Source organism: Sphaerisporangium fuscum (assembly GCF_018531465.1).
GTDB classification, from domain to species: Bacteria; Actinomycetota; Actinomycetes; order Streptosporangiales; family Streptosporangiaceae; genus Sphaerisporangium; species Sphaerisporangium fuscum.
In genome coordinates this window covers 78,393-100,498 of record NZ_JAHDTF010000041.1, presented here as the reverse complement: position 1 = coordinate 100,498, position 22,106 = coordinate 78,393, and the positions used below count along the sequence as shown (strand labels likewise).

Sequence of the window (22,106 nt, the reverse complement as noted above, 5' to 3'; positions counted from 1 at the left end):
CCTTGGCGATCGACACACCGTCGTTGGTGATCGTGGGAGCGCCCCACTTCTTCTCCAGCACGACGTTACGACCCTTGGGACCAAGGGTCACCTTGACGGCGTCGGCGAGCTGGTTCATACCGCGCTCCAGGCCGCGGCGCGCCCCCTCGTCGAACGCGATCATCTTTGAAGCCATGGTTCCTCCTGCTTGTCGGGAGAGGTCCTTGCGGACAGGCGAACCGGGACGGCGCCCGCGACGGACGGCCTGGCGACCTCGCCGTCCCGGCCACCCCTGGTGTTGGCACTCACGGGAGGCGAGTGCCAGATATCGATCCGCACTCTACCCACAAGTTGCGCGTCACGCATAGCACGCGTGACACGCAAGGAATGCCATCCACGCAACTGCCGGATAGGATCGGCCTCATGAACGACGGTGAAGGCATGGACCTACGGGCGCGCTACAAGCAGGCCACCCGGGAAGCGATAGGGAGCGCCGCACTGCGCCTGGCGATCGAGCGAGGCCCCCACGGGCTCGCCCTGGTACGGGTGCAGGAGATCGCCGAGGCGGCCGGAGTCTCACCGCGGACCTACAACAACTACTTCTCCAGCCGGGAAGAGGCGATCTGCGCCTCGCAGGCCGACCGGGCCCGGCGCCTGGGAGAGGTCCTGCGGTCCAGGCCCGCCGACGAGCCCCTCGGGGAGGCCATCACCGCCGCGGTGATCGACCTCTTCACCGACCCGGAACCCGACAGGGCCGGACTGAGCATGATCATGTCCACCCCGGCCCTGGAAGGAGAGGCCCTGAAGGCGTTCGCCATGGCCGAGGAGCCACTGGCCGAGGCGATCGCCGAGCGCACGGGCACCGACCCGGCCACAGACCTGTTTCCCCAGGTCACGGCGGCCGCGGTCGCCGCCGCCGTACGGATCGCCGGCCGGCACTGGCTCACTCCCGGCGACCCCCGGCCGTTCGGGACGGTGCTGCGCCGCGCACTCGCCCACGTCATCCCCGCCGCCTCCGACGAGCCACCGCCCGGGGGAGGCAGGTAGGGCACTCTAAGCCTTGCGGCCCACCGCGCCGTACTGGAACACCTGGCGGCCCCGGTAGCTGGTGCCGGGCTCGGGACGCCACCTCGGCAGTGAGACCATGCCCGGCTCCAGCAGCTCCAGCCCGTCGAAGAACGCCGTCAACTGCTCCGGCGTCCGCAAGGTGAGCGGGGTGGCCGCGCTGGCGTTCCACCTGGCGGCGGCTTCGTCCATCGAGGGGCTGTGCACGCTGTGCGCGATCGCCAGGTGGCTGCCCGACGGCAGCGCCTGCAGCAGGGTGCTCACCGAGGCGTGCGCCAGGTCGGCGTCCGGGACGAACTCCAGCACGCCCATCAGCATCAACGCGACCGGGCGCGAGAAGTCCAGGGTCGCCGCGGCCTCCTTCAAGATGGGTTCGGGCTCGCGCAGGTCGGCATCAAGATAGGCCGTGGCGCCCTCGGGGGTGCCGCGCAGCAGTGCCCGCGCGTGGACCAGCACGATCGGGTCGTTGTCGACATAGACGACGCGGGCCTTGGGGTTGACGCGCTGGGCCACCTCGTGGGTGTTGTTCGCCGACGGGATGCCGGTGCCCACGTCCAGGAACTGGTCGATGCCGGCCTCACCGGCCAGATGACGCACCACACGCCCGATGAACTCCCGCTCGGCACGCGCGTTGACCGGCAGGTCCGGCATGACCTTCACGATCTCGTCCCCCACCTGGCGGTCGGGCGGAAAGTTGTCCTTGCCCCCGAGCCAGTAGTCCCACACCCGCGCGGAGTGCGGCACCGAGGTGTTGATACGTCTCGCCACCACCGGGTCGGCCTCGGGAGAACCCTCACCCATCAGAACGTCCTCGCAGTTGTTCAAAACCACACAATCGGACCTCCAACTTAGAGGATCAAGACCCACCAGACGGGCGACTCACCACACAACGGCACGAACCCGACCCACTTCCCCCGAACGGCGGACGGGGACTCGACGGCAGAGTTCGCCGACCGGAGAAGCCACCACCACGACCACTTCCCCCGCCGAACACGGCCCTCCCCGAACGGCGCCGAAACGACGGGACGACGTACGGCGAAACCGGCGCCGCCGCACGTCGGATCACCCCTGAAGGGGGGCGCTACTTCTTCTTTCCCCTGCCGTGTCCTTTGCCGGGGTTGTGGTGGTGCTTGCCGTTGGCCGGCTCCTTGGCGGCCTTCTTGGCTGCTTTCTTGGCCTTGGCGGCCTTGCCGCCCTTCTTGTCCTTGGAGCCGTTCCCGTGCGAGCCGCCTCCACTGGGCTTCTTCTCCGTACGGGGGGAGGGGTTGCCCTTGTGAGCCTTCGGGACGATCACAGCGGGCGGCGCCTTCCTCGCCGGGCTGTGGACGTGCGGGGTCAGGGACCGCCGTGGCGTCCGATCCGGTCTCTGGTACGCCATCGGGCGCGAGGACGGGCTGACGCCGGGGTCCGCCGGCACGGTCGCCGTCTGGAACACGGTCACCGTCGGCGTGCTCACCGGGAGGGCGGCGGCCGTCGGGCTGCGGGCACCGGAGGTGACGTACGTCGCGGCGCCCACCGCCAGACCCGCCACCAGGACCGACGCCCCCACCCCCGACAAGACGGCCCTGGACCGGCCACGCAGGTGGCCACGCAGCCAGGGCAGGCCGGGAACGCGTACGGGCGTCCGGACCGGCTCGGTGACCTGGTCGGCGGCGACCGCCTCCAGCCACCGCGCCGCCTCGGCGGCCGTCATGCGCGCCGCCGGGTCCTTGACCAGCAGCCCCTCGATCACCGGGGCGAGCGGCCCGGCCCGCAGCAGCGGCCCCGGATCCTGGTACAGGACGGCGGCGAGCGTCCCGAGCACGTTGCCCCGCTGGAACGGCGAGCGTCCCTCCACGGCCATGAACATCGTCACGCCGAGCGACCAGAGGTCGGAGGCCCGCTGCGCCTTCCCGCCCTGTGCCCGTTCGGGGGCGATGAAGGCGGGCGTGCCGATCAGCACTCCCGTCCCGGTCATCGCGGAGTCGTCATCGAGGACGGCGACACCGAAGTCGGTGAGCACCGCCTGGCCGTCGGCGGTGATCAGGACGTTGTCGGGCTTGACGTCCCGGTGCAGCACCCCGGCCTCGTGGGCGGCACGCAGAGCGGCGAGCACCTGGAGGCCGACCCGGGCGACCTGACGGGGTGGCAGCGGGCCGTCCTCGCGTGCCACCGCCCCGAGCGTCCGTGAGGGCACCATCTGCATGACGATCCAGGGATGGCCGTCTTCCTCGAACACGTCGTACACGGCCGCCACGCCGGGATGGCTGAGCCGTCCGGCCGCCCGGGCCTCGCGGAAGGTCCTCCTGATGAACATCTCCCGGGCGGGACCGCTCAGCTCGGCCGATCCGTGCAGCTCCTTGACGGCGACCTCCCGTCCGAGGAGCTCGTCCACGGCGCGCCAGACGATTCCCATACCGCCGTGCCCGAGCGGTTCGGCCAGCCGGTACCGCCCCGCCACCACTCGTTCGGACGTCTCTGAATCGGCCATGCGCACCGGGTACCCCACCTGGGCCGTCCCATTCGGGCAATGTGCCCGAACTGGCCTTTCAGTGGAGGCCGTGGACGACGGCGTGGCCCTTGCCCCGCCCGATGAGCCACTTGTTCACCGGGGTGGTGACGACGAAGGCGACGACCAGGGATATCGCCAGTGAGCCCCAGAACAGGGCGTCGGCCAGCCCCGCGTCCATGGCGCCCGGGATGGCGATCACCGTGGCGTTGTCCATGATCTCCATGACCACGATCGAGACGGTGTCGGCCGCCAGCGCGAGCTTGACGCCGTCACGCCACGCGACACCGCCCCGGCGCAGGCCGCGCAGGGTGAGCGAGTAGCCGAAGACGAACGCCAGCACGATCGCCAGCACCATCGTCGGGACGTTGTGCCAGCCCAGCGCCGTACCGATCACCATGCCGAGCACCTCGCCGATCGCACACCCGGTGAGGCAGTGCAGGGTCGCCAGCGCGGCCATCCGCCAGCCACCGTGTCCGGCATGTCCGGCGTGGCCGGCATGGTCTGCGTGGTCGCCGTGACCCGCGTGAGCGCCGGCATGGTCCACGTGGCCGGAGTTGACGTCGTGGTGTCCGCCCCGCACGTCATGCTGCTCGCCCTGAGCGTGGTGTTCGTGCTCCGCCGAGTGCCGCATGGCACACCTCTTCCCTTGAAGCCCGCCTCGTACCTTCTCCACGACGAACGATACCCCCCCGGGGTTTATTTCCGAAAGTGCTGGCTGGGCGACCCGCTCGCGGCGTCCGATCGGACGAGGCCTTTCCGGGGCCCTCGGATCCATGTCCATCCGGCCGATGGCGGCCGTACTTTCGGCCGAAGATCTCGCCCGCGCCGGGCGGAACCATGGCACTCCATGAACCGAACGCTCACGGCCTCCCTGCTCGCGTTGGCGGCCGTCCTCCCCGTCACACTGAGCGGCGGTACGGCGGCCGCCGCCGACACCCCCATCTCCTGGCGGCGGTGCGGCGACCGGCCCGGAGCCGAATGCGGCTCCCTGGACGTCCCCGTCGACTGGGCCGACCCCACGGGCCCCACGATCAAACTGTCCGTCGTGCGCCGCCAGGCGACCGATCCCGCCGCGCGCGTCGGCACGCTCTTCTACAACCCCGGCGGCCCGGGCGGGCAGGCGGCGCTGATCGTCCGCGACTACCCTTCCACCGCCTTCAGCCAGGAACTGCTCCGCCGCTTCGACGTCGTCGGCATCGACCCGCGCGGCGTGGGGGAAAGCCAGGCCGTACAGTGCGGGCTGCCCGTCCACGACCCCGAGGTCAGCGAGTATCCCGGCACGTCCGCCGGCTACGAGGCGCTCGTCGCGCACAACAAGGCCGTCGGTGAGAGCTGCCTGGCCGCGACAGGCCCGCTGCTGCGGCACGTCGACACCATGAGCGTGGCGCGCGACTTCGACGCCGTGCGAGCCGCCCTCGGCGAGACGAAGGTGACCTTCCTCGGCAAGTCCTACGGCACCATCCTCGGCACCCAGTACGCCCAGCTGTTCCCGGACCGGGTCCGCGCGATGGCGCTGGACGGCGCGGTCGACCACAGCATGAGCTCCCGGCGTCTGGTCACCGACGCGACCAGGGCGGTGGAGGACTCGTTCGACCAGTTCGCGGCCTGGTGCGACCGCACCGAGAACTGCAGGCTGCACGGCCGCGACGTGGGCCGTGTGTGGGACGACCTGGTGGCGCGCGCCGAACGCGAACCCGTCCCGGTCAAGGACGGACGCCCGCTGACGGCCGAGGAACTGCGCTACGTCGCCTACGCCTTCCTCACGATGGTGCCCGAGTACGCCGGAGGGCTGGCGACGGCCATCGCCCAGGCCGAACAGGGCGACGCGTCGATCTTCGCCTCGATGCGGAGCCAGGCGCTGGACGACCCGGCGAGCACCGCCGCGTACCGTTCGGTGCTGTGCCTGGACATCGACCCGCAGATCCACGGCTACCGGGACCTGCGAGCCCGGCTGAACAAGGTCCGCGAGCTGTCACCGCACATGAAGGGCACGTCGGAGTTCTGGGACATGACGGCCGGCTGCCTCGGCTGGCCCGTGCCGCCCGCCAACCCGCAGCGGCCCGTGAACGTCCACGGCACCCCGCCGATCCTGGTCGTCGGCACCACCCACGACCCGGCGACCCCGGCCGCCTGGGCCCGCAGCCTGTCGTCCCACATCAGCGGCTCGGGCCTGCTGACGTACGACGGCACCGGCCACACCGCCTACATGCGCTCCACCTGCGCGACGGACCACATCGACCAGTACCTGGTCACCGGCCGCCTCCCCGCCCGGGGAACGGTCTGCCGGCCGGACTGACGACCCCCTCCCCGTCCCCTGTCCACACCGGCCCCTGCCACGGAGGTCCTGCGGTCCCTAGACCCAGGTCCACATCCCGATCCGCACCTTGACGCCCGGCGAGGCGTGCACGAGCGGGTCGTGGTCGGGGGCGGGGAGGCCGTCCGCCTGGAGCAGCCCCGGGTTGACCTCGGCCGGCCGCGCGTGGTGCAGCGGCCACCGCCGGTGCTCCACCTCGGCCGTGGCCAGCCTGCCCGCGACGACGGAGAACAGCCGGTACCGCTCGGTCAGGAAGTCGACCAGCCCGTCCCGCTCGGCTTCGGTCAGCGGCGCCCCGAAGTCGACGTCCGCGTCACCCCGCGCGCCCGTCGTCCCCGGCCAGAGCCGCCGGCAGCGGTACCGGCGCCGCTCCCCCTCGACGTCGACCGACATGTCCGACCAGTAGTACGGCAGCCAGTATCCGGCCCGGCCGCCCAGCATGGCGGGCAGCCTCCCGGCGTCCAGCGAGAGGAACCACAGCCCGCTGCGCCCCTGGGCGTCGCGGACGTACGTCCGGACGTTGGTCTCAGGGAACTCCGAGATCCACGGAAGGGCCGGCACACCGGGCACCCGCACGTCCGTCATCAGCAACGGCGTGAACCCGACATACGCGACCCCGTCGTACGTCTCCACCGTGAGCCCCTCCGGCACCAGGGCCTGGAGGACGCTCACCGGATACCGCCAGTGAACGAACGCCACCTCTGCCCACCGCTGATACATCACCGGCCGCTCGACCCGAGGCGTCTGCATGGTCACCATCCCGGGGTCCTACCCGAGCAGGCCCGCGTCGCACGGGCCGTCGTCCCATGCCCTGGTCATGGATGCCACGTGAGCGGGGCGCCCGGTCTACCGGCCGGGCGCCCCGCTTGGACGGTGGATCAGCGCCTCACCATGCCGCCGACGGGCGGCGAGGCGGGCGGGCTGGGAGGCTTCACCTCGTCACAGGACGAGCCGCGCGTAGCCGATTCGCTCGCCGCTCTCCTTCGCGGAGGAGACCCTGTGGTTCTTCCTCCGCACGCTGTGCGCGGTGTAGTAGATCCCGTTCTCGTTGTTGGCCGTCTTCTTGGTGACGATCGACATGTGCTCGGGGCCGTCGTGCCGCCACGGGTCGCGGTCCCAGTACATGATGTCGCCGACACGCACCTCGGCGAACGTGGAACGCCATTGGATCCGGTGGCGGTTCGCCATGTGACTCATGCTCTTGTCGACCATGATGAAGGTGTTGGAGTCCTTGCCGACGGGAGCCGCCCAGAACCAGTTGTTCATGTTCTCGCGCTTCTGCTTCGCGGTTCTCCCGTAGTTCCGGATCTCCCAGGCGCCGCCGCCGAACCGCAGCGCCTTGGAGGCGAAATTCGTGCAGTCGCCGCCGCGGTGCCAGAAGTTGTCGTACTCCTGGTGGCTGTTGACGTTCCTGAGGGCCCAACTGGCGATGCCGGACTGGTTGATGGAGCTCGCCGAGACGCCGGTGGCCGAGACGGTGCCGCCAGGGGTGTCGGTGGGCTCGGGGACGGTCCCTTCCTCGGTCATGTCCGTCGTGATCGATCCCTCCGGGTACACCTGGGCGTCGACCGAGTCACCATCCGTCCGACCGGCGAGACCATCGGCCGAGCCGTCCACACGCTGCCCCTGGCCCGTCACCTTCACGTTGAAGGAATAGTCGGCGGCGTTCTCTTCCTCCTCGGTGGTCTTCTCGCCGGTTTCGTCGCGTACGAGGCGGTTCTGGTGCACGGTCGCCCGGACGGTCGCGACGGTGCCGTCGGCCGAGAGGGACACAAGCGGATCGGCCAGCGTGGCGGTCGAGCTTTCCTGGGCCCCTCCGCCGACCTCGGCCTTCGATTTGGCCGTCAGGAGCTCCTGCTCGTCCGCCTGGAGCAGCGACTCGAACCGGTAGCCCTGGGCGTGCTTCGCGATCGCGTCGGCGGCGTCGGCGAAACGCCCCTCGACGATGCCCTCCCGGCTGTCCAGGTACTGGGCCACGGCGTCGACGTACTCCTGCCGGTCAGGTACGGCCTGCGGCTTGACGGCCGTGGGCGTGCTCCAGGCGCCGACGCCCTGCTCGTTCTTGCCCCGGACCCGGACGGTGTAGGCCTCCCCGTTGGTCAGACCGGTGACGACGGCCCTCGGCTCAGCGGGTGCCGGCGCCTGCACCACCTTGCCCGAGCCGTCGAGGACCTCCAGGTCGAACCCGGTGATCCGCATGTCACCGGCCGATTCGGCCGGCGGTCCCCAGGTGATCAGCGCGCCGCCGTCCCCCGGTCGGACGCTGATGGTCTGCAGGGCCCCCGGCACACCCGGCGGGACATAGGTGACGGCGATCGTCGCGGAGCCGAAGGACGTCTCCGGCGCCGCCGGATCGGAGGCCCGCAGCGCGAGCTCGGCGAAGCCCTGGCCGTCCTGGCGGTCTCCCTGTACCGAGCCGGTGATGTCGATCTTCGGGTCGGCCGGGTCCACCTCGGCGAACGGCTCCTCCAGCAGCTTGGCGGAGGCGTCGGCGCCCGAGGCTTCGGCGGCGAGGTCGCCCGTCAGCTCGTACGCCGACACCTTGGTGGTGGGGCACGTGGAGGCGCATGTGGGAGGGCCGATGTCGAGCGTCGCCGAGGTCACCTCCGCGCCCGCCGGGATCGCGGAGAGGTCGACCTTGAACATGGAGATCCGGCCGCCTCCCACCTGCAACGCGGGGACGCTCTCAAGGGCGCAAGGGTTGCCGCCGCAGGCGTCGGACGCCGTCCTGGCCGCCCGTACGGTGAGCGCGCCCGCGTCGAGGGTCTTGGTCTGGGTGGGCTTGGCCGCCGCCGGCTGCGGCGCGGTGAAACGGACAGGGGCGCTGCGGGCACCGCAGGCCGTCTCGACGCACGCCTCCATCTGCCATGTATAGGAGCTGCCGGGCGTGAGCAGGTCGGGAGAGACCTTCAAGGCGGCCCGCTGCCCGTCCTGGACGTCGCTGGTGCCCAGCGGGCTCGCCCCCACGGCCGTGCCGGCGCTGTCGAAGAGGTAGTACCTCGCGCTCAGCCATCCGCCTGACGGCCGCATGACCACACCCGACAGCACCACGTCCGACAGGTCGGCCGCGCCAGTGGCGAGGGCCGTGGGCGCCTTCGGCACGTCGGTGGCCAGCGGCGTCCACGACGACCAGCCACTCGCGCCGGTCTCGCTCGTCACCCTGACCCGGAACCGGTACGAGCCGGGGTTGCGCAGGATGTTCGCGGGCACCTTCCACGTCGCCGTCGCGCCGGAGGCCACCCCCTTCGGGCCGCCCGTGGCGATCACGTCTGAATCGCCGGCCTCGGTCACCTCGAAGGTGTAGTCCAGCGGCTTCCCCGAGGGGTCGGTCGCCTTGGCGGACAAGGTGGGCGTGAGGCTCGCGACGGTGTTGATCGCCGGGTCCGTGGAGGCTCTGGGCGTGACGTCCAGGCCGGTCGGGGTGGGGAGCTTGTAGGCGAAGGTGACGCTGAGCGCGGGCTCCTTCTCACCCTGGGCGCCGGAGACGTAGTTGGAGGAGTAGTAACGCCGCCAGGTCGAGGCGTCCTTCTCGTCGGCGCCGCGCAACTGGATGCCGTAGTTCGGCTGGCCGTCGGCCCACGCCTGGGCGATCGCGGCGGTGTTCCAGTGCATGAAGTCCTGGGGGCAGCTCGCCGCGCCGTAGGCGGCCTTCGTGGTCACGGCGCCCGCTGTGGTGGTGGCCGGCTCCGAACCGTACTTGATGGTGTCGGGATCCCAGGCCGCGGTGACGCGACGGGCCTGCACACCCGCGCTGGGGTCGACGCAGACCGATGACCAGAACGTCCACAACCGCAGATCGGAGCTCATGATCTGGGCGCCGCGCAGGTCGTCGACGTGACGGAACTCCAGGTAGGAGCGGGCCACGTGGGTGCCGTCGTAGGTGCCGGCCTTCAGCTCGGTCGACCCGCGCTGCGAATCGGGGATGTCACTCTGCACCCACGTGTCCGTCTCCACCGTCAGGGTGCTGGTGGGGTCGACGGTGACGGGGTACTTGACCGCCGGGTCCGCGAGGAACCCCGCGTCGGGCCTGAGCATCAGGACCACGCCCTGGTCGGTCCGCTTGACCGTGGTGTCGATGGCGGCCTGGTGGACGGGCTCGCCGGACCGCGGGTCGGTCGTCGCGTCCCACATGCGCGGGGCCGGAGCCGACGCCAGCAGGTTGCCGGAGCCGTCCTGCAGGTTCAGGCCGTTGTCGGCGGCCTCCGAGAGATTCAGTCCTCTCGTCGCCACCGGCAGTGTGATCTCCAGAGGACCGGTCGGACGCTCGCGCAGGACGAGCGAGTGGCTGAACCCGTTCGGCAGCGCCTTCACCGTCAGGTCACCGCCGGGCACCACGTCCTTGTAGGTCGCCGTGTCCCCCTTGACCTGCGGCTCAGGCAGATCCTTGCCCCAGGAGACGGCGAACGAGCGATCCGCCCGCCGCACCTCGGCGAACGGCTTCCCGCCCCCGCCGGACACCTGGACCTCCGAGGCGGTGCGCTTCGGCCGCAGGCCCGCCCGGCCGTCCCGGACGAGGGAGGTGTCGATCGGACGCCAGGCGCCGCCGTCCTTCACCCTGACCGGGCCGGGGAAGGTCTCCATGGTGAACGTGCCGTCGGGGTTGGCCCAGAGCGAGGAACTGTCGCTCTTCTCGCTCTCCACCTCCACCCGCTTACCCTGCGCCTTCGCCGCCCGTACCGCGACGGCCCGGTCGTCGGGGGCGGACGTGGCCGCCGTCCGGCCCGGCTGAGATGTCGTGGCGGCCTGGCCGGGTCGCGGCGTGGCGGGCGACTGCCCGGGACGGCCCAGGGCCGGTCCCTGTGCAGGTTGGGGCGTGGCGTCGTCCGCCATCGCGGCCTGCCCGGTCAGGGACGCGGCGACCATCAACACCGCCAGGCCGGTGACGGCGACTCCGCGCCGCTCCATCACCGCCCGGCGGCCGGCTAGATCGCCGCGTGCCCTCCGAGACTTCTTCACTGTGCTCCCTCGTTACCCGTCGGGTGATCGTCACGGGTGGCACTCGCCGGTTCCGCCGCGCCAGAGAGCTACGGGCCCGCAGCGCCCATGCCACGTCCCCGAGAGTGCCGATGCCCCGAACGCCCCAATTCTGAGCGCACACCGACTCAAGCCCCAGGTCCGTGCATCTCAGCGCAAACTTCCTGGTCAACGCCAGACAGGCACGCATCGGTAATGGGCAAGCCTCCAGAGGGCGTAAACGTCCGAAGACCGACAGGTCGGCCGCTTCACCTCCCCATTCTCCTGACTGACCGAAAGGAACAAACGCTCACATTATCTTTCCATCACCGCCTGGATTTCCTTGACCCCGTCGTGGACCGCGTCGAGCAGCGCTTGGTACTCGCGCTCACCGTGTTCGGTCGACGCGTCACCGGCGGCACGCATGTACACCTGCCAGAAGTCGTATATCCTGCCGGCGACGTTGCCCTGCAGCACAAGAAGCCGCGGGTATTCACCTTTATCGAGCGGGCGCCGACCGGGAGCCTTCAGCCACATGTTCATTCTGGCCATGGCCGCGATCCAGAGGCCGACCAATTCGGCCAGATCGTTCCCGATGATCGAGGATGCCGACAGCATCGTGAGCGCGAGGTTCAGCGGCGGAAACGGCGTAGGACCTTTCAGGCCATCCGGCGGCGTCCAACTCGCCTGTGGCCTGCGAAACTCCTGCATCCATTCGGGAAGGTCTTCCATCTCCACCGCCTCCGTCAGAACTCGGTTTCCATTAGCCACGAGAAGATGCCACCGGTCGTTTCAGGAACTCCTTCGACACCGCCGGCCCTGAGGATGTCTCCGCAGTAGGTAAGACAGCTCCTATACTCCAAATCATATTGCCCGAGCAGACCCTTGGCTTGGTACACCTCCTGCGCGGCAAGGGCGCCTGACGCCCTCGGCAGCGGGATCGGGATAATGCGGTCGGCACCAGGCCCCCCGGTCCATGTTCGAGAGAAGGCTTTCGTGCCGATTGTCCCCACTTGATGGGTGTGCAGGGTGTCTCCCCCGAATTGAGTGACTTCGATGGACGCATGTCCCGCTTCCCCGGGATTCGCCGGAGGGTGGAGGTGAACGCGAGCCACCCCGTCTGCACCTCCCGCAGGGGGACAGTTGTGGACGAGGACAGGTTCGTCCCCTGCCTTCACATAAAACGTATGAGTTTCGGCGACCGTCAGGTCGTAGACCGGCGGGTGGTTCTGCCTCGTGGTGGTGCTGAGGACCTGGACGGTGGTGCCGGTTGGGGTGCGGAGGTGGGTCGCTTTTGTCAGGTGGTCGGCGCGGGTCCACTGGTGGGTGGTGGTGTCCCAGAACAGGTGGTGTTCGGTGGCGAGGATGACGGCGGTCCGGTCGCCCTTCTTGCCGTCGGTGTCGACGGTGATCTGGACGAGGTTGAGGTAGCCGACGCCGGAGAAGGCCGCCAGGACGAGCTTGGGCTCGGTCCTGCCGGTGACCGGGTCGGTGGCCAGGACCTTCTCGCCGGCCTTGATCTTCTCGATCGGCTTAAAGGTGCCGTCGGCGAGCTGCACCTTCGTCCCCGCGACGAAGCTGTTACAGCCCGACCGGGCTCCGGAGGCCGCCTTGGGTCTTCCCGCCGCCTTGGTCGCCGCGCGTCCCGCGCCCTTGGCCGCCGCGCCTTCGGCGGCGCCGCCTGCCCCTGACTCCGCTCCTTCCGCCGCGGCGCCGCCTGCTCGGCCCAAGAGGCTCTTGGCCTTGCCGGCCGCCTTGCCCACCGCTCCCGCGACCACCCGGCCGGTGGCCGTGGTGGCCAGCTTGCCGAGGGCCAGGCCCGCGCCCCTGCCTATGCCCCAGCCCGCCGCGCCCGCGACGGCGCCGACCGCGGCCGCCTTGAACGCGCCGCCCGCGCTCCACTCGTCGTGTGGTGTGGAGACCAGGTACCCGGCCAGGTTGCCGGCGGCCCCGCCCGCGGCGGCGCAGCCGATGCTGCCGGCGCCTTCGGTCGCCACTTCGCATCCGGCCGTGACGACGACGGTGACGGTGACGTTGACGATGGTCGCCTTGTGCTTGTTCCAGAAGCCCTTGGCCTTGCAGAAGAAGCTGCAGTGGGACGGGTGGCTCGGCGAGGACCCCCCGCCGCCACCCCCACCGCCGCCGCCACCGCCACTGTCATCGCCACTGTTGCTGGAGGGCGGGTTGCAGGGGTTGCTCGCGATGACGCCGCACTGGCCGCCGCCGTCCAGCATCAGACCGGTGGGGTCGGAGCCGTCGACCGGGTCGTTGTCGGCGTAGGCGTAGCCGTTCCAGCTCTGCGGGTCGGAGGTGTCGAAGACCGGGTCCACGGAGATGAAGCGGCCGGTCTCGGCGTCGTACTCGCGGGCGCCCAGGTGGGTGAGGGCGGTCGCGTCGTCGATGACCCCGCCGACGAAGCCCTTCTGGCCGGGCCAGTACGACGGCGCCGTACCACGCTGCTGCCCGAAGGGGGTGAAGCGGCGGCGGGTCGTCGCCTGGGCGTCGGTGTCGTCGACGGACGCGTCGGCGCTGCCGTGGTGGTCGGCGCCGAGCCAGGTGACCCCCTTGGAGGTCCGGGTCGCGATGGTCTCGCCGCCGAAGGTGTAGTAGCGGGTCGCGCTCTTGGCACCGCTCTTGGCGTCGAGCCGGATCTCCATGCCCGCGACGTAGAGCGTCGTGGAGGTGGGATCACGGCGGATCAGCCGCTCGCCGCCGGCGTCGTAGACGAAGGTGCTGACGCCGGTGGGGTCGGTGGACTTGGCGAGGTGTCCCTCGACGTCCCACTCCAGCGTCCGGCCGGAGCCGCGTTCGGTGGTGTTGCCGGCCTTGTCGTAGGTGTAGCCGTCGATCTGCCCGTCGCGGGTGCCGCCCTTGTACTCCACCGAGGTCAGCGTGTGCGGCTGCGGCTTGCCGGCCCCGGCGTAGCCGAAGGTCTTGGTGACGTCGCCGGACGCCTGGTGGTCGACCTCCTTGGTGCGGTTGCCGACGATGTCGTAGCTGAAGGACTGCCAGTACGGCGCCGGACCGCCGACGATGCTCTGCGACGGATCGGACGCGCAGTCGTCGGTCGCCGTCCAGGCCTCGGTGAGGCGCTGCAGGTAGTCCTGCCGGAAACACTGCACGTCAGGCGTCTGACCGGACGGTCTGTCGGCGATCTTGGTGATGTTGCCGGACTGGTCGTAGGAGTAGTTGGTGTCCGCGACCGAGATCGGCGCCGTCTCCCGCTCGAACACCGAGCGGGTGAGGCGGTTGGTGCCCTCCTCGTAGAAGTTGGTGCGCTTGACCCGCTTCAGGCCGGTGCTCAGCGTCATGTCGAGGACCTGGCCCAGCTTGGAGTAGGTCGTCGAGGTGACGTAGTTGGTCAGACCTCGCATCGTGGTCGGATCGCCGAGGTCGTCGTAGCCGTACAGCATCGTCTCGCCGAGCAGGCCGCCGGCGGCGGGCAGGACGGTGCGGTGGACGCTGCCGTCCGCGTTGTAGTCGGTCGTCGTCTTGTACGTGCCGGCCAGCCCGCCCTCGGCGGCCGGGATGACGGTCTGTGTGCCGGTCGCGCGGTAGGCGTCGTCGAAGCCGGTGACGGCCGTGGTGTAGGCGTCCATCGCGCCGGTGGCGGCGTTCTTCACGTACCGGGTCGCGGAGGTCGGCTGCCCGTTGACGACGGTCCCGTCGGGGAGCTTGTCGAACGTCCACTCGGCGAGCTTGGTGCCGCTCGCCGAGGTGCCCTCGTACTCGGCGGTCTTGCGGCCGAGTACGTCGTAGGTGAAGAACAGGCTCTTGCCGCGCGCGTCGGTGACCGTCCTGAGCCAGTCGGACCTGTCGTCGTAGGTGAACTTCGCGGTGCCCTTGTCGGGGTCGTCGAGCTGGGTGACCCGTCCGCGCAGGTCGTAGTGGTACGTCCAGACGTTGCCGGCGGTGTCGGTGACGGTGGCGGGCTGCCCGGCCCGCGTGTAGGTGTACTTGGTGGCGTCGTAGTCGCCGGCCGGGCCGTCGCCCTTGTACTGCCGGACCTCGGTGGTCTCCCCCCGGGCGTTGACGATCGTCGTGGTCGGGGTCGAGCCGGCGGGCGGATCGACGCTGACGCGGTCGCCGCCGTAGGTCGTGGTGGTGCGCCACTGCTCGCTGCCGCGCTTGCGGAAGATCTGCGCGGTCGGCCACTCCATGCCGTTGTAGACCGTGACGTTCTGCCCGGGGACGTCGTCGTCGCTGGCCGGGGTCCACAGCTTGCCGCCCGGATCGCCTTCGGCGTAGTAGTCGTCGTTGGTCTTGTAGACCAGGCCGCGCGTGTCGTAGAGGGTGTCGTTCACGACGCGGCCGCCGCCGGGGGCGGGCTGCTGGGTCTGACGGGCGCGCAGCAGGCCGTCGTAGAGCGCGTAACCGGTCCTGTACGTGGTCCCGTCGTCGCGCAGCGTGGAGGTCGAGACGGTGGCCGGCCCGTCGGTGCGGATCTGGTAGCCGAACTTCATGTTCGGCGTCGACGGGTAGGACGCCTTGGCGTGGCCGGGCAGCCACACGCCGGTCAGCCGGCCCAGCGGGTCGTACGCCAGCTCGGCGCGCTTGCCGTTGGCGTCCGTCGTCGCGGTGGCGATCCCCCACGCCGGCTCGATCTCGGTCCTGGTGACGTGGCCGGCCGCGTTGGTCTCCTGCTTGAGGGTGACGGGGCCGGTGGACGGGGTGTAGGCGGTGGTGGTCGTGGTGCCGTTGGCGTCGGTGACCACCAGCGGGCGCCCGTACACGTCGAAGGTGGTGGTGCCGGCGGTGACGTACTGCGGCCCGTCGTTCCAGGAGCCGAGTTTCTCGGTCCTGGTGACGTCACCCTTGGACGGCGCCGCGCCGAACGCCTTGCCGTCGTAGTACTTGCGCACGTCGGAGACCACGTCGTCCGGACGGTCGGGCGTGGCCGTGCACGCCTTGGTGACCGATTCGACCCGGGTCGCGTAGGACAGCATCCAGCGGGACGCGTCCCGGGCGTAGGTCGTGCGGGTGCACTGGTCGTCGTCGGCCGTCGAGTCGTCGCCGAGGTCGCTGACCTGGGTGGGCAGGCCGTCGGTGTTGTAGTCGGTGTCGCTCGTGGTGCGCCGCCACCCGCCGGACGCCAGCGCGGTGCGGGTGCGTTCCTTGTCGGCTCGCACCATGGTCGCCGTGGTGGTCCCCCAGGAACGCACCCGCTTGGCGGTCTGCTTGGTCCAGTAGCCGGTGATGGTGCCGCTCATGGCGGCGCCGGAGGGGCCGTCGTAGCGGATCTCCTCCCGGAGCCGGCCCGCCAGGGGGTCGGCGTCGGCGACGGCCGCGCCCTCGGAGTCGGTGACCTTGACGTCCTTGGTGCCGCCGCCGGACTTCTCGTCGCCGTCCATGCCGCGGAAGTAGGTGTACTCGGCCTTGGAACGCTGCTCCCCGGGGGCGCCGCGGAGCACCCGCACCTTGCCGTAGCCGCGCCATTGCGACCAGGTCTTGTACTTCTCCTTGGTCAGCCCGTCGTCGTCATCGTGGTGCCAGGCGCCGCCGCCGAGGTACTCGTAGGTCTCCAGGACGTCGGGGGCCCCGCCGGTACGGTCGATCTGCTGGACCTGGGTGACGACGTACTTGTGGAACCAGTCGAGCTTGGGCGAGGTGGCGCCCTCGGGGGACCAGTACTGCGGGTAGCAGCGGCGGGTGTTGGAGTCGGGCTCGGGGGTGTCGCCGGCCTTGCAGTCCTCGTCGGAGTAGGTGATCGACAGGGATCCGCCGGTCTCGTTGTCGATCGCGGAGATCCGCCACTTGGTGAGCGGCGGGCGTCCCTCCAGCGCGTCCACCCGGTTGGGCCTCTGCACCCCGGCGAACCTCACCTGCGGCAGTGACGCCGTACCGCCGACCTTGCCGGTGTGCTGGATGCCGGCCAGCCACAGCGCGGCCGCGGTGCCGTCACCGGGTGCGCGCATCTCCTGGTCGAAGGTCCAGGTGTCCACGTCCTTGTAGGAGCCGCCCGACAGGATCTGGGTGGTGACGGCGGCCAGGCGCTTGCGGGTCCAGAACGTCGGCGAGTACTTGTCGACGCACTTCTCGCCGGAGTCGCAGTTCTGGTCGTAGGGGACGTCCGGCCAGTACTTGGCGTTGTCCTTGGTGAACTTGCTCTCGGCGCAGTCGAAGCTCGACGTCGGGATGCACCGCTCCCTGACATCGAACGCGACCCGCGCCGGGGCGGAGGAGGAGAAGATCGCGTCCGCGCGCTGCCCGTAGTCGATCCGCTTGAGGTAGCCGCCCCGGTCGTACACGGTGGGGGTGCCGTTGGGGACGCCGTCGGTCAGGGTCGTGACGTCACGGCGGTAGTAGTTGGTCTCCTTGCCGTACCAGAACGTGCTCACCGTGCCGTGCGGGTCCACGACGTAGTCCAGGTTCCACCGCCACGCCTGCCGGCACCAGGAGTCGGAGAAGGTGGCCTTGTGGCACGGCTCCCCGTCGTCGTCGCCGAACACCGGCACCGTCCACGTCGACTGCGTCTCGGCCTTGCCGCTCGCCCAGCCCGGCAGGTGGTCGCGCCCGAAGTAGTACTGCGTGCCGTCCGGCGTCGTGACCCGCCAGTACTCGCCGTCGTCGTCGCCGTTCTCGGCGCCGGACAGCTTCTCGACCTTGGAGCCGTCGTCGTCCTTGGGCTGCCAGGTGCCGGTCGCGTCGTCCAGGACGAGCTCGGTCGCCTGCCCGTTCAGCGACAGGGTGGCGTTGTGGTTGCCCCAGCACTGGTCGTTGCGCTTGGGCGTGACGCCGTCGTCGGCGCACTGCTTGTAGCGGCGCTCGATGAAGCCCGGCCAGTAGTCGAAGCCCTCGCCGATCCAGGACGCCTGGTTGTTGGTGGCGACGGTACGGCCGTCGACGCTGCCCGACGAGTACACCAGCGCGATGTTCGGGGTCGGCCCGCCCGGCGTCGGGGGCAGGCGCAGCGGGTACGACCACGAGAACGCGCCGCTCTGGTTGCTCACGTTCCACGTCGCCGAGGGCGACAACGACGTGGCCTCGTAACTGCCCGCCGAACCGGACGGCGCCGCCTCCGCCGCCAGCGTGGTCGCCCCGGTGCTCGCCAGGTCGACGTCGGCGGCGAGATGACCCGTCTTGACGTCGTTGCGCGTCGGCAACGGTGTCCGGATCTGACACCGCGGCAGGTCCGGCGTGGTGGCCGCGCACTCGGGGAGCCGGACCAGGCGCAGCCGGGACGCCCAGTCGCCGCCGTAGGCGTACCGGAACCCCGAATAGTCCACCTCGACCGCGACGCGGCGCGCCGTGCCGCCCTGCGGGGTGAGCTGGACACCCAGCCCGGTGATCCGCGACCTGCCCGCGGTGGAGGCGTCCAGCGTCCGCACCTGGACGGCCGGGAGGGGCGCGGGGGTGGCGCCGGCCGAACCCTCCGCGGCCGGCGCCCTGCCGTTCTCCTGCGAGACCGGCGCCGCCGGTCCCAGCCAGACCGGCAGCCCCCCGGCCCGCACCTTCGCCGCGCCGCCGCCCGGCGCGGCGAGCCGTGCGGGGTCCGACGACGCCGCCGCGTCGTACGCGGGAAGCCTCACCACCGCCGTGCCCGGTGCCGGCCAGGACACGGCCGGCGCCCCCTTCAGGTCGTACCTGGCTCCCGGATCCGTCAGGGGCCTTCGTGCCGCGACGGCATGGCCGGGGACGGGCCGCTGGGCCTGTGCCCGGTGCCAGCGGGGGTCGCCGGTCGCCTGGGCGGCGACCGGGCTGATCAGCGTGGCGGGCACCACGACGGCCAGGATTCCGGCGATGTGCGTCCAGGCTCGCCTTGAACCGAGCACGGCTTCCTCCGGGGGGAGCGTCGGTGAGGGGAAAGGAGTCGCTGGTGGAAGACCCGCGGGTCTAGCGGTCGATGGGCAGGTTCATCGCGATGTCGACGACCTGGCGATCGGTCAGGATGCCGGTGTAGGCGCGGACGTCGTCCACGTCGCCGGAGAAGTAGTCGACGACGTTGCCCTTGTACTTGGCCCGGCCGATCTGCATCGCCCCCGCGGACCAGCCCGTGGCGGGACGCTGGTCGGCGAGCTGGCCGTTGACGTACAGCCGGATCTGCCCGGCGGGCTCGTCGTACACGCCGGTCAGGTGCGTCCAGGTGTTCAGTGCCGAACAGTCGACCGGCTCGGCGGAGCTGGTCTGCGACATGGTGGAGGTGTCGGTGTCGCCGTTGATCGTGCTGAACGACCAGCGCGGCACCTTGACGCCGTTCTCCGCGAAGAGCCGGTAGCCGAGGTAGAAGGCGCTGTTGCGGGTGCCGGCCTGGCTGAGGACGGTCATCGCGTGGTCGGGCAGGACGCAGGTGTCGTCCCCGGCGAGGCGTACCCAGGCCGTCACCGCGTAGCTGTGGTCGGTGCGCAGGGGCGCGGAGGACGTGGCGGCGTAGCCGGTGACACCGTCGAGGCTGAGCACGCCGCCGCCGTCGAACCCGTCGTCGGACCAGGTGGCGCCGCCGCCGAGCGTCGCGGGCCAGCGGACGTCGACGGCGTCGGCCGCGCTGCCGCCCGTCCCCTCCTCGAACTTCCACCAGCCCCGCTGGATGGGCGGCTGCTTGGCCAGGGCCGCGATCTCGTTGCCGAGGGCGGGGTCGTTGACCGTCCGCGGGTCATCGGACAGTTCACGGTTCCAGACCTGAACCTCGTCGATGTCGCCGGCGAAGTTCTCGATGAACTGGCCCCGCCACTTCACGCGCCCGATCTGCAGCGGGCCGGTCGCGTCCCACGGGGCGTACGGGAAGGCGGCCGGGGCCGACTGGAGCACCCCGTTGACGTACAGGCGCAGCTGCCTGTGCGGTGCGTCCCACACGCCCACCAGGTGGGTCCACACGCCGGTCACCGGTTCGGCGTCACTGACCGCGCGCACGACGGTCTCGTTGTCGGTGTCGGCGTCGTACTTGTTGAAGATCCAGCGCTTGTAACCGGAGGAGTAGTAGAGCTGGAAGCCCGACCCGTGGACGGCCGACTGGCTGACGACGGTCGAGTTCCTGCTCTTGTCCGACAGCAGCACCCAGGCGCCGACGGACAGGCTCCTGTCGGTGTGCATGACCGGTCCGTCGGTGCTGCCGTAGCCGGTGGAGCCGTCCATGCGGACTCCGTTTCTCACCCGGGCGGCGGCCCACGAGGTGCCGCCGGAGAGGGTCACCGGGTGCGGCGTCGCCGCCGAGTCGGCCGCCGTGGTCCCGGACGTCTCGTCGAACCGCCAGTACCCGACGGGGTCCGATCCCGCCCTGACGTAGAAGCTGTAGACGGCGGGGGTCTTGCCGACGTTGCCAGCCTTGTCCACCGGGAAGACGTACAGGGCGTTCAGCCAGTCGTGCCGGGGCGCGAGCCGTAGGTTGACGGAGGTCTGCCCGGCGGGGATCGAGATCTGGCTCGCGGCGGTGGCCAGGGCCGGGTCGTCGAGGGCGTACCTGAAGGTGGTCACGTCGGTCTCGCCGTCCCCGGGGGCCAGGGTGAACCCGCCCGCCCATCCGACGCTGCCCTTCCAGTCGTCGGGCGTGCCGGCCGGGTAGTCGGCGGAGGTCACCTTCGGCAGCGTCGTGGGGTCGATCGTGTCGACGGTGAACTCGCACCACTTGCTCCACGCGCTGGAGTCGGTGCCGTCGAAGGCCTTCACCTTGTAGGCGTAGGACTGGCCGGTGGTGAGCCCGGCCAGCTTCAGGGAGTGGTCGGTGGCCGAGGTGGTGTACTTGTAGGCGGTCTTGCCTCCGCCCGGCAGGGAGGAGGTGATGTCGTCCCATTGGCCGGTCGCGGCGTTGTAGCGGTGCATGACGAACTCCGCCCGCACACCGTCGTTGGCCTTGTCCGGGTCGTAGATGCGGGCCTTCAGCTGGAGCGGGTTCTCGGCGTCACCGGCGTTGACCGCCGGCCTGCCGGATCCCGTGACACAGGGGGTCGCCGGGTAGGTGCCCACTCCGGAGGGCGCCACCGGCGGGGTGTTGTAGTCGATGACCAGCTTGGGCGAGTTGCTGAAGCCCTTCCAGCCCCACACGCTGCCACTGGTGTCGTTGTAGTCGCGCAGGCCGAAGGTGGTGTTGGACCAGCCGCTCCTGGCCGCCTTGACGACCGCGCCGGTGACGTTGAACTCGATGCCCTTGTCGGGGCAGGAGGAGCTGTAGCCGGCGTCGGAGGCGACACTGTCCAGGTGGTCGACCCAGGACGGCTGATGGCTCCAGGTCGTGGACTTGGAGATGCCGCCGGTCAGCCACAGCTGTACGGCCTGCGGGTCGGCGGTGCACCCCCACGACTTGACCTGCGTGATGCGGAACGTCGCCTTCAGGATGTGCTTGCCGTTGACGTTGTCGGAGTCCATGCGGAAGAAGGACCGCTTGACGCCGGCGCCGTAGTCGCCCGCCTCCGGCATGTGGCTGGAGTTCCAGTACTCCTGTGACGGGTAGGCCTTGTCCACCATCGCCCAGGCCAGCCTGGACCCCGACCACTGCGGGTCGATGTACACCGGGTAGGTGGTGCCGGAGCCGGTCAGCAGGTTCCGGTCGGGGGTGAGCGCGATGCGGTCCGAAGCGACCTCCACGCCCATCACCGCCTGCTTGGCCTGCCGTTCCGGCCCGGCCACCAGGGACGAACGGGACGCGTCGGGGCCCGAGGAGTCCCACATTCGCGGCGCCGGCGAGTGGAACACCTCGGTCCCCTCGCCGGTCACCGCGCTCAGCCCGCCGGCCGCCGTCCGGCGCACCTCGACGCCGCTCCCCCGCATGCCGAAGGCCAGCTTCGCCAGCGCGGGGTTGGCCGCCGCCTCCCGGTTCCTGACCACCAGCACCTCGGAGAAACCGAGCACCGAGGCCGTCACCTTCAGGTCCACGCCGGGCAGGACCTCGCCGTACGTCGCGGTGCCCCCCTCGAGCACCGGCTTCGGCAGACTCCCCGGCCAGGACATCTCCACCGACCGCCCGCCCTCCCCCAAGCGGGCCAGCGGAGCCGTCCCACCGCCGGAGAACGCCAACTCCAGCGGCGTGGCCACCGTCCTCACACTGCCGTCGGCCGCGAACACCAGGTCGGTGTCGACGTCCGCCCAGCCCTGCCCCCTGCGCACCCGCTCCGGCAGGGCCGAGGTCTCCGAGGTGAACGAACCGTCCGGATTGGCGAACACCTGACGGTTCTCGGTCCGCATGCCCAGAACCTCGACCCGCTGTCCGGTGCCGCGCGCCCGGACGAGGGCCTCCCGCTCCGATCCGGCAGGCGGATCTCCGGGAGCCGAGGCCGCGGCGTTCGCGGTCCCTGCCACGAGCGAGCCGGTCAGCAGTGACATGACCACGGCGACGAGCAAACCGCGGGGTGAACGGCGCATCGGGCCTCCAGAGAA

General features: G+C 70.6%; 10 protein-coding genes and 1 pseudogene. 2 read left to right on the top strand and 9 right to left on the bottom strand.

Annotated elements, in window-relative coordinates; all coding sequences use genetic code 11:
• Positions 1 to 175, bottom strand: a pseudogene (locus KIK05_RS40260) (TCP-1/cpn60 chaperonin family protein); the annotation flags it as partial.
• A gap of 227 nt (positions 176 to 402) precedes the next feature.
• On the opposite strand from KIK05_RS40260, the gene KIK05_RS40255 reads away from it, so the two are divergent.
• Positions 403 to 1,026, top strand: a complete 624-nt coding sequence (locus KIK05_RS40255) for a TetR/AcrR family transcriptional regulator (protein WP_214416152.1) — start codon at positions 403 to 405, stop codon at positions 1,024 to 1,026.
• Positions 1,027 to 1,032: 6 nt separating this feature from the next.
• On the opposite strand, the gene KIK05_RS40250 is transcribed toward KIK05_RS40255, so the two are convergent.
• From KIK05_RS40250 to KIK05_RS40240, 3 genes are all read right to left on the bottom strand, one after another.
• The gene (locus KIK05_RS40250; RefSeq protein ID WP_214416151.1) at positions 1,033 to 1,845 is read right to left on the bottom strand and encodes an SAM-dependent methyltransferase; all 813 of its coding nucleotides are present in this window, start codon (positions 1,843 to 1,845) and stop codon (positions 1,033 to 1,035) included.
• Positions 1,846 to 2,125: 280 nt separating this feature from the next.
• Complete coding sequence (locus tag KIK05_RS40245; protein WP_214416150.1) at positions 2,126 to 3,514, bottom strand: serine/threonine-protein kinase; 1,389 nt, start codon at positions 3,512 to 3,514, stop codon at positions 2,126 to 2,128.
• A 58-nt stretch (positions 3,515 to 3,572) separates the two neighbouring features.
• Positions 3,573 to 4,166, bottom strand: coding sequence for a DUF4396 domain-containing protein (locus KIK05_RS40240; protein WP_214416149.1), 594 nt, complete (start codon positions 4,164 to 4,166; stop codon positions 3,573 to 3,575).
• 216 nt (positions 4,167 to 4,382) lie between these two features.
• Between KIK05_RS40240 and KIK05_RS40235 the strand changes: the two genes are divergently transcribed.
• Positions 4,383 to 5,831, top strand: a complete 1,449-nt coding sequence (locus KIK05_RS40235; protein WP_214416148.1) for an alpha/beta hydrolase — start codon at positions 4,383 to 4,385, stop codon at positions 5,829 to 5,831.
• Positions 5,832 to 5,888: 57 nt separating this feature from the next.
• On the opposite strand, the gene KIK05_RS40230 is transcribed toward KIK05_RS40235, so the two are convergent.
• From KIK05_RS40230 to KIK05_RS40210, 5 genes are all read right to left on the bottom strand, one after another.
• Complete coding sequence (locus KIK05_RS40230; RefSeq protein ID WP_214416147.1) at positions 5,889 to 6,608, bottom strand: YqjF family protein; 720 nt, start codon at positions 6,606 to 6,608, stop codon at positions 5,889 to 5,891.
• A 180-nt stretch (positions 6,609 to 6,788) separates the two neighbouring features.
• Positions 6,789 to 10,805 (bottom strand): DNRLRE domain-containing protein, encoded by a 4,017-nt coding sequence (locus tag KIK05_RS40225; RefSeq protein WP_214416146.1) that lies wholly within the window; start codon positions 10,803 to 10,805, stop codon positions 6,789 to 6,791.
• A gap of 312 nt (positions 10,806 to 11,117) precedes the next feature.
• Entirely contained in the window at positions 11,118 to 11,534 is a 417-nt protein-coding gene (locus KIK05_RS40220) for a hypothetical protein (protein ID WP_214416145.1), read from the bottom strand.
• 14 nt (positions 11,535 to 11,548) lie between these two features.
• Positions 11,549 to 18,574 (bottom strand): polymorphic toxin-type HINT domain-containing protein, encoded by a 7,026-nt coding sequence (locus KIK05_RS49225; protein WP_214416144.1) that lies wholly within the window; start codon positions 18,572 to 18,574, stop codon positions 11,549 to 11,551.
• A 61-nt stretch (positions 18,575 to 18,635) separates the two neighbouring features.
• Entirely contained in the window at positions 18,636 to 22,091 is a 3,456-nt protein-coding gene (locus KIK05_RS40210) for a LamG-like jellyroll fold domain-containing protein (RefSeq protein WP_214416143.1), read from the bottom strand.
• Between the last annotated feature and the right edge of the window lie 15 nt (positions 22,092 to 22,106).